Genomic DNA, 13,762 nt, shown 5'->3' with positions numbered 1-13,762 from the left:
GCATGTACCGGGCCCTCCGCAGCGTGCGATGAGCGAGCAGGAAAGATCAGCCACCGAGGTTAACCCTCCGGCAAATGGTCCAGAAAGGCTGGAGCGCGAAAGCCAGCCAAGCATCGAAAGGGCAGCAAGGCTCAATGCTCGTGCGAATTGGTCTAACTGTGCACCCCCGCCAATGAGGTGCGCTCCAAAAGTGAAGCTTGCGCGTTGTATTCCGGAAACACGAGCCGTTCCGGCACTTGTACGGTTCTTGCACGGTTGATTGCACGGCGACAATGAAGAACGTCTTGCAATGTACGAGCGATGAATGCAGCCAGATGCGATCTATGCGGTTTGCGGCTTTAACGACATTCCGAGCCGCCAGGCCATGGGATTCCATCTCATGGTCGTCGATGATGGCGGCAATCACCGCCCGTGGTCCATCATTGTGGTGCGCTGGGGAAAAAGGGTGCTTGGCTATGTCAATGAATGCCCCCATAACAGCGTCAATTTGGACTGGGAGCGGAACCAATTCCTCGATCCATACGGTATCCGACTGATGTGCGGCAAACACGGTTCTACCTTCGAACTGGGCACTGGGCGGTGCGTCGAAGGTCCGTGTAAGGGTAGAGCGCTCACGCCGATTGCGTTGACAGTTCTGGATGGTGATATCTGTGTCGTCGGGGTGCGCCTTGTTGAAGACGATGCGGCTCAGAACGAATGAACCGCGCTTAGACTGGCCGGTTCTCGTTACGATTTCTGACCGGTTCCATCCTCTTCAGCCCGTCCTCGTAGGAGATCTCGTTGTAGGCCAGATCGAGTTTCTTTGCCTCATCGAGCAGGTAATCGAGCTTGCCGCCCGCATCCAGCTTCTTGATGTCATTCTTATTGATCCCGACCAGGTCCATCATCTCCTTCCAAACCGTGGATTCATCGCACGGTAGGACGCGGAAGGTAATACCATCGAGCTTGGTTTGGTATTTCGCCAGCAAGTCTATGTTGTTACAGAACATGAAGTAACTGCCATCTGGGCTCAACGCGCCATCGAGCACGGTTGCGACGTCAGCAAGATAGGCGAATGAGTGCAGGTAGCCGGCCAGCACCGGAATGGTGCCTTCTCCCTCCTGCGCGATCGTCAAAACCTGCTCAATCGAATAGTCCGGCGGCCGTTTCTCGTCCGCAACTTGAGCCTGGAATTTTAATGCGATGTCGCCGCGAAAACCGAACCGGCCCGTCTTGGTCGTCCCGCCTTTGAGTACGGCATTGAGCAGGCGGCCCTCGCTCTCAAGTCTGCCGAGTGCGGTGTTCTCGATTGCAGTCATTAATTCGTCCTCGATCTAAGCTCTTCACCGACGCGTTGGCCGGTGCCCGATGCGATGCAAATTGCTTGCCGTCGCATGCGTCGCTGCCCCGAGCGTAGCTTAGAAAGAAAACGCGTTGAGGGGCTGCACCTAGTTCTGTCAGGAACCCAACACCGGTTCCAAAGCCAACAGGCGCGATTCGAAAAAGTGCGCATCATCAAGCGTCTGCGCGCTGGCACGTGACTTGCCCTTAGCAGCTAGATCCAAGCTGATGAGGGAAAGCCGTGATCAACCTGACGGACAGCGCAGTGAATGCAATCAAGAGCGCGATTTCGTCGTCGGCGCGCCCGACCAGCGGTCTGCGCGTCATGATCGAAGCAGGCGGCTGCAACGGATTCAAATACAAGATGGGCCTGGCCGAGGAACCGAAGCCTGACGACACCGTGATCGAATGCGACGGGCTGAAGGTGTTCGTCGATAAAAAGAGCCGTGAGCATCTGGTAGGCACGACCATCGATTTCGTGATGGCACTGGAGAGTTCTGGCTTTACCTTTCACAACCCGAACGCCACCGCGAACTGCTCCTGCGGAAAATCTTTCAGCTGATAAAAAAATCGTTCAGCTGATGAGGATGAGACATCGAAGCATGCCGGCCGAACCAGAACAACTGAGGCAATCGTTATCCACTGCGACAGACCGAAAGCGTCGCATTAGCGGCGTAATCGAAGAGATCCGATCCAATCTGCAACGCGACGGTGTCGACTGCCACCTGATCGGGATCGATGACAGCAGGGTCATGGTTAGGTGGACCGTTGCCTGCACGTTGTGTAAGCTTTCGAGGATAACGCTGAAAGGCATTCAGGCGCGGCTGGTCGATAAACTCGGCGAATTGGTTCGCCTGATCCCCGTTGCTGCTGTAGGCGAGGCAGTGGAGTGAGCGGAAATCGAGTGCCGATTTACCTCGATAACAATGCAACGACGCGGACCGATCCATCCATCGTGCAAGCCATGTTGCCGTTCTTCACCGAGCGATTCGGCAATGCCTCGTCCACGCATGCCTTTGGCAGCGAGGTCGCGGTCGCTGTGAGGCAGGCCCGGCGTAGCTTGCGGGGCCTGCTAGGGAACGCACATGATCATGAAATCGTTTTTACCTCGGGGGGAACCGAGGCCAATAATGCCGCGGTCCTCTCTGCGCTTGCGACGCAGGAAGACCGGGACGAGATCGTCACCACCTCGGTAGAGCACCCTGCCGTTCTTGCGCTAACCGAGCAATTGGCGACAAGAGGAGTCAAGACGCACATCGTACCTGTAGATTCCCGCGGCCGGCTCGACATCGAGGCGTTTCGCCGCGCGCTCGGGCCACGCACAGCGATTGCCTCGGTTATGTGGGCGAACAACGAGACCGGAACGATGTTTCCTGTGGAGTTTCTGGCAGGGTTGAGCCGTGAGGCGGGCGCGCTGTTTCACACAGATGCAGTCCAGGCCATCGGTAAGGTGCGAGTGAACCTAAAGGACAGTGCGATCGACATGCTGTCGCTGTCCGGGCACAAACTGCACGGCCCCAAGGGGATTGGCGCGCTATATTTGCGCAAAGGGACAAAATTCCAGCCGCTGATCTGCGGCGGATCACAGGAACGAGGGCGCCGCGGCGGGACCGAGAATATTCCCGGCATTGTCGGCCTGGGAAAGGCTGCCGAGCTTGCGGCGGAGCGGCTCGAACCGGAGCGCGTTCGCATTGGCGGGTTGCGCGATCGGCTTGAGCAGGGAATTTTACACAATGGCGAGTGCGTTGCGCTCGGCGATATCGGCAATCGATTAGCGAACACGGCCCTCATTGCCTTCGATCATCTTGAAGGCGAAGCCATCGCGCACCATCTCAATTTGGCGGGTATTGCCGTGTCCCTCGGATCAGCCTGCAATTCCGGCTCAATGCAGCCATCGCATGTTCTGCGTGCCATGGACGTGCCGGCGTGCCGGATCCGTGGCGCGGTGCGCTTTTCTCTGTCGCGTGAAACCTCCTTCGCGGAGGTCGATGAGGTCGTGTGCGCAGTGTCCGAAATCGTGGCTCGCCTGCGCGCCACCTCCTGCGTCACAGCCAGGGAGCTGACCTCGTGAAAATCATGATCCGCCGGTCTCCGGACGCGGGCCTGTCGATCTACGTGCCAAAAAAGGATCTCGAAGAGCCAATCGTGGAATCCGAGCACGAAACGCTATGGGGCGGCTGGATCAAAGTAGCTAATGGCTGGGTACTCGATTTGCCCGAGATGGCGAGCGACACACGGCTACCGATTACAATCAACGCTAAAAAACGGGGCGAGAACGGGGACGATCCGTGAAAGGCGCCCCCGCAGATCGACTTTGTCGATGCGGCCGACACAAAGCCACGCTCGTGGAACCGCTGCCGCGCTGAAGGCCGCGAGCATTGTTCCCCACCTCGGTCCTGGCCTCGCCGAATTGTGCAGATCCGATATGCCGACCACACCGGAGGCGTTGGCCGGATTCTTCGAGCGAGGTTGCGCTGCCGCGGCGGGCTAGGGCAATGCGTGGGCGTCGGCGCAACATGTCGAGATCAACAAAGATCGCTCCACCGTGACGGCATTGATGACGCAGGCTTTCGCTCGGCCAGTCGAGCCGACGCTTTTGCACCACTATCTTGGGTCCCTATCGCTGCCAGTCATGGTCGACGTCTGGTATTATGCCGCCACGCTCGCGGCGCTCGGTAGCGCGATCGATGGGGCGAAGTGCAAGGTATCACCGTATCACCCGCGTCGGCATTGGCGAAAATCGCTGGTATCGCTTTTACGATCTACTTGGCCGAGAGGTCGGCAGTGCCGTGACCGTCAGCTGGGCGACGGGGGGTGCTGTACAAGTCGCATGGCAGCGTGCAGCCGGCCAACAACTTCCTTATCTCCAACGCGGACTACGTCGAGGGCGTTGACCGAAATCGACATTCATCATCAAGGAAAGGTGAACCGGAGAGACCTTTCTCTTGATCGGCTGTCGCTTAACGAACAGCTGTTGCCTAGCTATGCGAGGCAGATCATCAAGCGCTCGGCCCACACCCACTATGCCATCGTTGATCCGGACGCGCTCTCTCGCAACGAGCTCCGCTTTTTACTCGAGCAAGGCCTGACACCGCTTGCGATCTGGCTCCGTTGCGCGGTTGAGATACTGCTCACCCATTGGTGGCCTTGCGAAACCGGGATCCCCCAACTCGTATTGGCATGTTGTGAGAGCCGCAACGCGAGAAAACCAGTTCAGATGGGGCCGGGTTCCGGCGAGCTTAGCGCGAGAATGAATACGCAAGCCATGGAGCTCTGCGTGAGAATGACGACGTATCTGTCGCATCGTCGACAAGTGCATCATTGCTGTTCTTTCATGCGCCAGCGACGATCGTTTCCGCTAACTCTTTGGCGTATGGTTGCAATTTCGTCGTCTCCGCCATGGCATGCAAGTTGCTACTCAGCTCCTTGAGGCTCGCTCACGGATGGTCCTCGGTGGCCGATGATGCCTGCAGGGAAAAATTTAAGATGAATGCGGTCGTGGAACGCGGAAAGCATGTCAAAGCTGCAGTGGATAACGGCAGGATGATGCAGTCCGCCGCCTGCCGCGCTTCGGCCAAGTCCGCGCAGGCGAGCTGCGGCTCGGAGGCAGGCCAAGGCGATCTGCCGACCGAAATCTGGGAAAAGGTCAAGAACCATCCCTGCTACAGCGAAGAAGCGCATCATCATTACGCCCGCATGCATGTCGCGGTCGCGCCTGCCTGCAACATCCAGTGCAACTACTGCAACCGAAAATACGACTGCGCCAACGAATCGCGTCCAGGTGTGGTGAGCGAGAAGCTCACCCCTGAGCAGGCGGTTAGAAAAGTGCTTGCGGTCGCGACCACCATTCCGCAGATGACAGTGCTTGGCATCGCTGGTCCCGGCGATCCCTTGGCCAATCCAGCAAAGACGTTCAAGACGTTCGAGCTGGTTGCCGAGGCGGCTCCCGACATCAAGCTGTGTCTGTCAACCAACGGACTGGCCCTGCCGGACCATATTGATACCATCGCCAAGTCGAAAATTGACCACGTCACCATCACCATTAACATGATCGATCCCGAAATCGGCGCCAAGATCTATCCATGGATCTTCTTCAACCACAAGCGCTACACCGGCATTGACGCGGCAAGGATACTCACCGATCGCCAGCTGCAAGGTCTCGAGATGCTTAGCGAACGAGGTATCCTGTGCAAGGTCAACTCGGTGCTGATCCCAAACATCAACGATGACCACCTGATCGAGGTCAATAAGGCGGTGAAGTCGCGCGGTGCCTTCCTTCACAATATCATGCCGCTGATCTCCGCGCCCGAGCACGGCACAGTATTTGGCCTCAACGGTCAGCGCGGACCGACGGCGCAAGAATTGAAGGCGCTGCAAGATGCTTGTGAAGGAGAGATAAAAATGATGCGGCATTGTCGCCAGTGCCGCGCCGATGCGGTCGGGCTACTCGGGGAGGACCGCAGGGCAGAGTTCACCACCGATCAGGTCATGAAAATGGACGTCCAATATGACCTAGAGATGCGCAGGGCATATCAGGTCAGAGTAGAGCATGAGCGCGCCGCTAAAGTCGCGGCCGCCCAAAATGAGCGTGCGGAATTTGCCGGAGAGATGAGCGCGATCACTCTTTTAGTTGCCGTCGCAACCAAGGGCTCGGGGTTGATCAACGAACACTTTGGGCATGCAAAGGAATTCCAGGTCTACGAACTTTCTACATCCGGCGCCAAATTCGTCGGCCACCGCCGCGTGGACGTTTACTGCCAGGGCGGTTATGGCGAGGAGGACAGGCTTTCCGCCATCATGCGCGGCATCCGTGACTGCCATGCGGTCTTCGTCTCCAAGATCGGCGGCTGCCCGAAAAGTAATCTGATCAAGGCGGGAATCGAGCCGGTCGATCAATACGCCCATGAGTTCATTGAGAAGTCCGCGATCGCCTGGTTCAGATCCTATCTGGACAAGGTGAAACGCGGGGAGATCCAGCACGTGCAGCGTGGTGACGCCGCGATCCGGCAAGGATCTCTGATCTCTGCAGGGTAAGGGGGAATATGTGCCATTCAAGATCATCGCCTCGCAGTGTACGAGCTGCTCGGCCTGCGAACCCTTATGCCCGAACGTTGCTATCTCGGAGAAGGGGGGCAGCTTTGTCATTGAAGCTGCGAAATGCACTGAATGTGTTGGTCATTTCGACGAGCCGCAATGTGCCGCCGCCTGTCCGGTCGACAATACCTGCGTGGTTGACACGTCCTTGCCTCGCTACCAGCCGCAGCCTAAAGCGTGCGCCCCATGAACGGCCTCCCAAGAGCTGGTGCTGAGAACGTCGCAGGCGTCGTGCTGCGCGTTGGCGGCGACGGCAGCACGGCCCTGGCGGCATTTCATCCTGCGCGGCTGCCCAAAGGCGCTTCGCGAGTCCGAGAGTGGCCTTCCCACCCAGCGCTGCTATCGTCGATGAGACTGACCACGCTGCTGTGGGCGAGGCGACTCTCTACATCTCTACGAAGAAGCGATGCAGGAGGAGCGGTACATGAACAGCATTGTTCGCGACAGCGACGTCGTCGAGCTCAGCGACCCGCCTGCCTTCAGCTTTGGCCAAAAGCTGCGAGCCAATCGCACCATCCGCAATGATGGCACCTATCGCGGCAAAGAGATTGGCGAGGTCTTAGTCAAGAAGGGGGAGGTGGGTTACGTCGTCTCGATCGGCACGTTCCTGCAGCAATTCTACATCTACGGCGTTGAGTTTCTGGAAAGCGGCTACCGCGTTGGCATGAAGCGCAAGGAACTAGAGCCGGTGCACGCCTGCGAGGAGATTGATGATCTGCCTTTACCGGAGGAGTCATGACTCAGCCCGGCGTTCCGAAATATCGGCGGGGCCAGCGGGTCAAAACCGCAGTCGACCTCATCAACGACAACTCATATCCCGATGCGGAGCCCGAGGGAGTCTTACTTGCTGCAGGAGCGACCGGCGAGATCATCAATGTCGCGATCCATACCGAAGCGAACGTGCCGATCTATATTGTCGATTTTGGTGAGCAGATGCTCATCGGCTGTCTTGAAGAAGAAATCACAGTGCTCTGAACGGAGGCTTCGCCATGAATGCCGCGCTGATGAGAACGGTAAGGGCCGGGCTGGTGCCTCACCCCAACGAGCTCGATCGCAAACGGATCGAGCGCGGCTTGAGCTCACGCAAGCGCTATCTCTACGTCTCGCCGAACGTGACGCCGGTGAGGGGCGGCTACCTCGTCGAGAGCCCCTGTTGCTCGCGCAACATCGACAAGGATGGCGCTCTCATCGATGTCGCACTGATCCATTATGATGCCGTGAGCGGGATATGGAAGCTATTTCGCAAGAACCACGCGCGAGGAATCTGGGAATTCTACAGCCTTTACCATCGGTTGACTTCTGCAATCGACGAATTGAATGCGGATCCGGAGCGTCTGTTCTGGCAATGACACCCGCCTTTGATGAGTCATAGAGGAGCCACGATGGCGCTCACCCCTGAGGAACTGATCGAAATCGAGCGGCTGCTTGCAGCCGATGGCGCCGAGATGCGTCCGTTTGTCGAGCTGCGGCGCCGCTTTCCGCAGCTTGCTTGGGTGCGCTGTGATGCGTCGGACGTGCCGGATCCGCCGTTCCGGCAGTTTCCGCGTTTCGACCTTCATCTGATCGATGGATCGGATCATTGCGTGCAGATTACCGCCGATCCGACGCGGGCGACCGGCATCGTATTGGCCAAAAGGAATGTTGGGTGGTGAGCACTGAACGAGCAGAGTATCCGCTTGATGGCGCGCACACTGTGGAGGAGAATACATCATTTATTCCACTGTCCGATCCCGATATCACCTTCGCCGAGCTCTCTGCCGTGGAAACGCTGCTGTGTTCGCCGCAAATCTCCAACGGACGGATCACTGAGGCGTTTGAGCAAGCTTTCGCCGCCCATCTTGGCCGCAAATATGCTGTTGCGGTCTCGAGTGGTACCAGGCGCGACGCCATTATCGATGATCTGCGCGGCGCAAAGGTTGAATCCGCCGCCTATACCCAACCGCCGCACCTGCAACACCACTACTTTGACTTCGGCTATCGGCGTGGCGATTTCCTGGTTACGGAAAAAATAGCCGATCGTGCTCTGGCGCTTCCGTTTCACCCCCATCTCACGAACAAGCAGATCGAGTTTATCGTCGAGACCGTGAAAGATGCGTCGATCAACGTAGGAGCGGGTGCAGCGAGTTACTGAGATGCTCGTCATCCACGACACGGAAGAACGAGGATTGAATGGCGAATCGTAATTGTTGTCATCGCTACACATGAGCAAACGGACCGAGCATACGTCGTTTGTGGCAGCTTTGCCTGGCGCGATCGTGATCCACACAACTGCGGGAGCACGCCGGATGCCCTGGAGGCATGCACTCGTCTTAAGTCCGCAAGAGAAATGTTCCAAGCGAGCGCGAAGAAGACCTGCTCGATGGTAAAAAAGCCGCCGCGTCTAAGGCGCGGCTTGAGGCCCACGCGCCAAGGTGCCCGAGTCGAGATCGTCTGGTGTCAGCTCGGGATCTTTGGAGTTACCAAAACAGGGGAGCGGTATGAACTCGCAAGAAGTCATCATCCACGTCCGCTTCGGTACGAACGGGAGGGTGATCCAGATCAGTGAGCGTCCGGCGAAGCTCACGCCGAACCAATGGTTTGATGTTCTCAACGTCCGTGCCAGCTCGGCTTATCGGCCGCTCGCTTGTGGCCGCGGGATTTTTCGGCTGAGCCGGACTGCAATCGAAGCCTTCAAGCAGGAAACTGCGACGCCGGGATTAGCGAACCGAGAATCGGCGACCTGATGAGCGATCAGATCGAGGTTTTTGTCGTCTGTCCGGCCGATGCCATCGAGCGGAGTGGGGCCATGGGCTTTAGCCTGTCGCGGATCGACGAAAGGGGCGAGAGCCGGCCGTTTCCAATTATTGTGGTGCGAACCTTCGGCAACGACTATTTTGGTTACGTCAATCGTTGTCCGCATGAGAGCGTCTGGCTCAACATCGGCTCCGGTGTGTTTTTCTCGGCGGACCGCTCCTTTCTCAGATGCGGCCGGCACGGTGAAAAATTCGAGATCGACACTGGGATGTGCATCGACGGTCCCTGCGATGGACAATCCCTTGCGCCTGTAGCGCTCGCCGTGATCGAAGATGGCGTCTGCCTGTGCGGCGTCAAGCTGCTCGAGGACGATCCGTTTGCCGACCCCTTTGGGGACAGCGACGAAACCATGGATATCACGATCCATCCGGACTAACGGTCCTATCGCATTGTTGTGCTCCAGTTCCTGAGGCGCTTTGCCCTCGGATGAGGCCATTGTACTCGTGAGCGTTGGCAGATGCGTGTCACAGCTTTTGATTTGTGAGACAGAACGGGCACCTCGTCGCATTGCGGCCTTGCACTCCGCGACCTCCGCAGCACCAACAAGCTGCTCTTGCGCTGGCTCATCAAGCGAGCCGGCAGGCGGGGCATGCTTCCTACGACCGGCGGCATGTTTTAGCGGGAAATGCCCTCGGCGGCTGGAAATTCGCCGAGGGCATCGTCTGGGCTTGAGGGATGGAGGGACCCAGACTGACAGGATCGTTTGGGGAGGAGGAATGACGATCCTGTGTCAGAAGTCTCTGGCCGGCCGCCGCAGCTGGCGTTAATGCCTGCGTAGCAACTGCCATGCCAAGCCTCCGTTCGTGCGACGCCCTTAGCTGATTGCGCCACTATCGTCAGCTGGGCTTAGGAGCAAATGCATATGAGCAGGTGCTCGTTGTTCCTCCCCTAGTTGCCGCTGCAAGCGCGTCTTGTATCGTGTGAAGCGTGGGCCCATTCTGGGACCGCTGTGTTGTCGGTTTACCTTCCTGCGAATCGGGGTTGCGGCCGGCTTGGTCTGCAGCCTCAAAACTGGCTTAGCGATCATCGCTGGCTCGTTGGGCTCTTGCGACAGGCGCTATCTGTTGAGCAAATGATAGATCGGCAGCGACGGAACGCTGCGTCCGCTTCAGCGCTAACAAAATGCTGTGGGCTCGGCGCGGTCAATGCGCCCAGCCCTCGCCCCCTTGGCAGAACAGAGCGCCCGATTCACTGCGCGTTCGTCGAGCCCTCGCTAGGCGGCTTGAGGGGTATGAAGATCGCTGCTCATTCCAAGATATGCCATGCGAGGTTTGTCGTGTCCGAAACAGAAGCGAACGACGTTGTCGTAACCTCGGCAATAATTGTGAGTCGCGCCGGGCAAAGCAAGAGATCGTTGCACAAACGAACGTTACGCATCTGGTGTGCAACTTGCTTTAGAGAATTTGGATGGTGAGCAAGTGATGCAGGAATAGAAAGATCGCCATGAGGGCAGAAGAGGTTGGAATTGATCAAGGAGGCTGCTCCGGACGTGAAAGTATCTATCGCTGATCTTCAGCGACGACAATCACTATGGCGCCCGCTCATTTCATCTGCTTTGGCAAGCGCGAGTGGGAATCAGTAGCATCAATTGTTCGATGCGGCGTTTAATCGTAAGAGATTGTGGGGGGATGTGCTCGCACCTTGTCTCTTCTCAGATGAAGCCCATTGATCACAGGATAGGCGCATGAACCTAGAAACCAAATCCGAGCTTCCTCAACTTTATAGGCATCATGTCTTTGCCTGCAACACGCAGCGTCCGCCAACTCATCCGCACGGCAGCTGTGGAGCCTCCGGCGCGCAAGCCCTGTGGGATCGAATGGGCAAGGCAGTCGAAGCGCAAGGCCTCAACGATATTGGCTTGACGATGGCAGGCTGCCTTGGCTTTTGTAACTCTGGTCCCTTGATGGTCGTCTATCCCGATGGAGTGTGGTATCGCGCGACCACGCCTGAGGACGTTGAGGAAATCGTAAACTCCCACCTCAAGCGGGGCAAACGTGTCGAGCGCCTTGTGATGGTGCTAAAGCGAAGCTAGAGAGTTCGCTTACGGGCCACGTGCACGGGCTAGCAAGCATTGATGGCTTGTCCGCCCATGAGCTGGCCGCTCGGAGCTCGGATCGTCTGAGGGGAGCGGATGCCTCATGCTCAGGGTCTGCGAACAGCAGTCATTGACCTTGGCGCGGCGTCCCGCCTTTTTCTCCGGCTCAATCGACAATGGCGCCTTTTTCAAAGCGGACTAAACAAAATGTGAACACATGCTGGGTCGGTCTGTTTGTGTACCGTCACTCCGTGCCGCGCGATCCGTAGCTCACAACGAGAGCAATGCTGCGAATGTCTCTCCGCGTCTCGTGAGATGACGCGTCCTTCGCGTCATCTCGCTCCCTGCTTGCACTGCGGAGGTTAAGGGAAGCGCTCGATGAACTCGCCGCGTCCGGAATGATCAAACGGATTCCCCTCTCTGGTCCTGTTCTCGTGTCAGAACTTGTAAGTGACGCCGCCGCTGACGAGCCATGGATCGATATTGGCGCGCCCGGTGACGGCAATTGCATTGTTTACGGTCGCGGAGTACTCCGGCCGCAGCCACAGCTTCTTCACGTCAAAGTTGAGGCCCCAGTGGCGATCAAGCATGTAATCGAATCCGAATTGGACCGCCGCGCCGAATTGGTTACTGATGTGCAAATCCGTCACGGCAAGACCGGCGAGCGACGTATTGGCTGCCGATTGGTTGAAGAATGCGGTGTAGTTGATGCCCGCGCCGATATACGGCTTGAGCGCGCCGAAATCGGTGAAGTGATATTGCAGGGTCAGTGTTGGCGGCAACAGCCAGGCTTTGCCGATATCGAGCCCAGTGAGCGCGCCATTGCCGCTGATATGATGGCGGGTCACGCCGAGAATGAGTTCGGCGGCAACGTTTTTTGTAAAGAAATAGGTGATGTCGAGCTCGGGTACGGCTTGATCGCTGATCGAAAGCCCAGAACTTGGTGACGACAGCGAGGGTGCCCCAGCGACGCTGACTGAGCTGCCTGCGGTATCCGGCAAAACGCCAAGCACGCGCAGGCGGATCATCCATGGATTGAAGGGTTCGATCGGAGGCGCTTTATAGTAGACCGGCGCCCGACCCAGATCCGCAGCCTGTACCGAGATGCTGGCCAACGAGGTCGCGAGCGCGAGGAGCGATGCGCTCGTCAGAACTGTCCTTTGTCTCATCGAATTCTCCATTCCAAAATTCGCGCGAAGAGCCGCGAGATCTTTGTCACACACTGGGTATGGCGGAGGATTTGATGCCGATCAAAATGGGAGCGGTCAGAACGCAATTATGCCGCTAAGTTGCATAAGGATCACGGTCGTGAATCCTGGTGTCTGTTCTGATCGTTATTCAATTCAAGAGAGCCGTGTCTCTTCAAGAAACCGCCTCTCGGCCTGGTGCTCTCTGATCGAAATCTAGGCCGCGGATGTCATGCGCGATAAAGGCGGCAGCTGTCGCGGCCTCTCGCAAGCGCGACAAGCGCGGCATTCGAGCGCAATATAGGCGATGCCCCTCACATCCGGAGCAGCCACTCGCGCGGGCCATTTCACCGGAGGTACGTATTGCCCGTTGAAGGAAGCCGGAAGTAGGAAACGTCATCTTTGGCTTTTTTGATGGAGTGGGGGACGCTCCTTCGGTTCCTCACGTCTGCGGACAACGCGTGCGGTTTGCTTCGTGCAAGCATCCATCGAGATCGTCTTGCGTGTTGCCGCCAAGCAGCGACAGCACGGGCTCATGATCGAATCCGGAACATCGTGCCCCGTCTACGTCGAGCAGCGGTCGTCGTATCAGGAGCGGATCGCTCACCATCAATGCGAGTGCGCTTGCCGCGTCGATAGTATCGGCATTGACTTCGCCTGACTTGATACGCGCCGCAGCTCGGTTGAACCAGGTGGCGACGGGCATATTGCCGAAGAAGCCGCGTAATTCCTCCGCATCCCATGGCTCCTTCAAGATGTCTTGGGCGATCACGTCGTGGCCGGCGGACTGCAGCGCTTGAATCTGACGCGCGTTAGTGGCGCAGCCGGGCTTCTGATAGAAGATGATTGTCGCCACCACATACCTATGTAGGCGCGCTGAGCTGAACGATTGGCACGGCGCGGATGCTTCGGGAGCCTGTTCAATTTCTTGCCGATCATCTCGCCGCTGGTGCGCCAGGTTTCGGGCCCGACCGGCATATTCACTGTAGTCACATCGGAGCAAGTTCCGTTCCGCACCTCAAGGCATCGGAACAGGTCCCGCCGAATCGGCTTTTCGCGTTGATGGGTGTGCCCCTTGTCGGTTTTCTGACAGCCACGCCGATCCTGTTAGATCCAAAACAGCCAGGGTTTTACTCACCGGCTAGTTGGTTTTCAGAAACGTAATCAGAAGCTTAAGGAGCGCGGTCAAGCGTTGGCACGGCGGTTGCTAATAAGCGACAGCAACACTGAGTGAGGGCTGAGTGCACGCCGACGCGTAAGACGAGCGATGTGCTCCTTCCCTTGAACCCGTGTGCCCCCGTTTCTGAGAAAGAAACAAGCTCGCGCGCAAGAA

The 13,762-nt window shown here is 57.7% G+C and carries 18 protein-coding genes; 15 read left to right on the top strand and 3 right to left on the bottom strand.

What is annotated here, in order from left to right:
- The first annotated feature begins 304 nt into the window (after positions 1–304).
- Positions 305–700 (top strand): Rieske 2Fe-2S domain-containing protein, encoded by a 396-nt coding sequence (locus tag YU9_RS0102985; RefSeq protein WP_027571426.1) that lies wholly within the window; start codon positions 305–307, stop codon positions 698–700.
- Positions 701–707: 7 nt separating this feature from the next.
- On the opposite strand, the gene YU9_RS0102980 is transcribed toward YU9_RS0102985, so the two are convergent.
- Entirely contained in the window at positions 708–1,298 is a 591-nt protein-coding gene (locus YU9_RS0102980; protein ID WP_027571425.1) for a hypothetical protein, read from the bottom strand.
- Positions 1,299–1,561: 263 nt separating this feature from the next.
- On the opposite strand from YU9_RS0102980, the gene YU9_RS0102975 reads away from it, so the two are divergent.
- From YU9_RS0102975 to YU9_RS0102915, 14 genes are all read left to right on the top strand, one after another.
- Positions 1,562–1,882 carry an iron-sulfur cluster assembly accessory protein gene (locus tag YU9_RS0102975; RefSeq protein WP_027571424.1) on the top strand — a complete coding sequence of 107 codons (321 nt, stop codon included), beginning with the start codon at positions 1,562–1,564 and terminating at the stop codon, positions 1,880–1,882.
- A gap of 40 nt (positions 1,883–1,922) precedes the next feature.
- Positions 1,923–2,213, top strand: coding sequence for a NifU family protein (locus YU9_RS0102970; RefSeq protein WP_027571423.1), 291 nt, complete (start codon positions 1,923–1,925; stop codon positions 2,211–2,213).
- Positions 2,210–3,391, top strand: a complete 1,182-nt coding sequence (nifS, locus tag YU9_RS0102965; protein WP_027571422.1) for a cysteine desulfurase NifS — start codon at positions 2,210–2,212, stop codon at positions 3,389–3,391. The genes YU9_RS0102970 and nifS overlap by 4 nt, the downstream gene beginning before the upstream one ends.
- A complete protein-coding gene (gene nifT / locus YU9_RS0102960; RefSeq protein WP_027571421.1) occupies positions 3,388–3,612 on the top strand; it encodes a putative nitrogen fixation protein NifT in 225 nt (74 codons plus the stop codon). The genes nifS and nifT overlap by 4 nt, the downstream gene beginning before the upstream one ends.
- 1,194 nt (positions 3,613–4,806) lie before the next feature.
- Entirely contained in the window at positions 4,807–6,354 is a 1,548-nt protein-coding gene (nifB, locus tag YU9_RS0102955; protein ID WP_027571420.1) for a nitrogenase cofactor biosynthesis protein NifB, read from the top strand.
- A gap of 10 nt (positions 6,355–6,364) precedes the next feature.
- A complete protein-coding gene (locus YU9_RS40800) occupies positions 6,365–6,604 on the top strand; it encodes a 4Fe-4S binding protein (RefSeq protein WP_036016866.1) in 240 nt (79 codons plus the stop codon).
- 234 nt (positions 6,605–6,838) lie between these two features.
- A complete protein-coding gene (locus tag YU9_RS0102950) occupies positions 6,839–7,153 on the top strand; it encodes a nitrogen fixation protein NifZ (RefSeq protein ID WP_027571419.1) in 315 nt (104 codons plus the stop codon).
- A complete protein-coding gene (locus tag YU9_RS0102945) occupies positions 7,150–7,389 on the top strand; it encodes a nitrogen fixation protein NifZ (RefSeq protein WP_027571418.1) in 240 nt (79 codons plus the stop codon). The genes YU9_RS0102950 and YU9_RS0102945 overlap by 4 nt, the downstream gene beginning before the upstream one ends.
- Before the next feature lie 14 nt (positions 7,390–7,403).
- Entirely contained in the window at positions 7,404–7,763 is a 360-nt protein-coding gene (locus YU9_RS0102940) for a DUF3024 domain-containing protein (RefSeq protein WP_027571417.1), read from the top strand.
- Between the two features lie 33 nt (positions 7,764–7,796).
- On the top strand, positions 7,797–8,066 hold the full coding sequence (locus YU9_RS0102935) for a hypothetical protein (RefSeq protein WP_027571416.1): 270 nt from the start codon (positions 7,797–7,799) through the stop codon (positions 8,064–8,066).
- Positions 8,060–8,545 carry a DegT/DnrJ/EryC1/StrS family aminotransferase gene (locus tag YU9_RS50980; RefSeq protein WP_027571415.1) on the top strand — a complete coding sequence of 162 codons (486 nt, stop codon included), beginning with the start codon at positions 8,060–8,062 and terminating at the stop codon, positions 8,543–8,545. The genes YU9_RS0102935 and YU9_RS50980 overlap by 7 nt, the downstream gene beginning before the upstream one ends.
- A 346-nt stretch (positions 8,546–8,891) precedes the next feature.
- Positions 8,892–9,137, top strand: coding sequence for a hypothetical protein (locus YU9_RS0102925; protein WP_027571414.1), 246 nt, complete (start codon positions 8,892–8,894; stop codon positions 9,135–9,137).
- Positions 9,137–9,583, top strand: coding sequence for a Rieske (2Fe-2S) protein (locus YU9_RS0102920; RefSeq protein WP_036016863.1), 447 nt, complete (start codon positions 9,137–9,139; stop codon positions 9,581–9,583). The genes YU9_RS0102925 and YU9_RS0102920 overlap by 1 nt, the downstream gene beginning before the upstream one ends.
- 1,308 nt (positions 9,584–10,891) lie before the next feature.
- Positions 10,892–11,239 (top strand): ferredoxin, encoded by a 348-nt coding sequence (locus YU9_RS0102915; RefSeq protein WP_027571412.1) that lies wholly within the window; start codon positions 10,892–10,894, stop codon positions 11,237–11,239.
- Positions 11,240–11,679: 440 nt separating this feature from the next.
- On the opposite strand, the gene YU9_RS0102910 is transcribed toward YU9_RS0102915, so the two are convergent.
- Complete coding sequence (locus YU9_RS0102910) at positions 11,680–12,411, bottom strand: OmpW family protein (protein ID WP_036016956.1); 732 nt, start codon at positions 12,409–12,411, stop codon at positions 11,680–11,682.
- A 460-nt stretch (positions 12,412–12,871) separates the two neighbouring features.
- Entirely contained in the window at positions 12,872–13,285 is a 414-nt protein-coding gene (locus tag YU9_RS0102905) for an ArsC/Spx/MgsR family protein (RefSeq protein WP_027571410.1), read from the bottom strand.
- Positions 13,286–13,762: the final 477 nt, after the last annotated feature.

The sequence above is a fragment of the Bradyrhizobium sp. WSM1743 genome (assembly GCF_000473065.1).
Lineage (GTDB): Bacteria > Pseudomonadota > Alphaproteobacteria > Rhizobiales > Xanthobacteraceae > Bradyrhizobium.
Note: the sequence above shows the minus strand (reverse complement) of the source record. Positions and strands in the feature narration are given on the sequence as shown.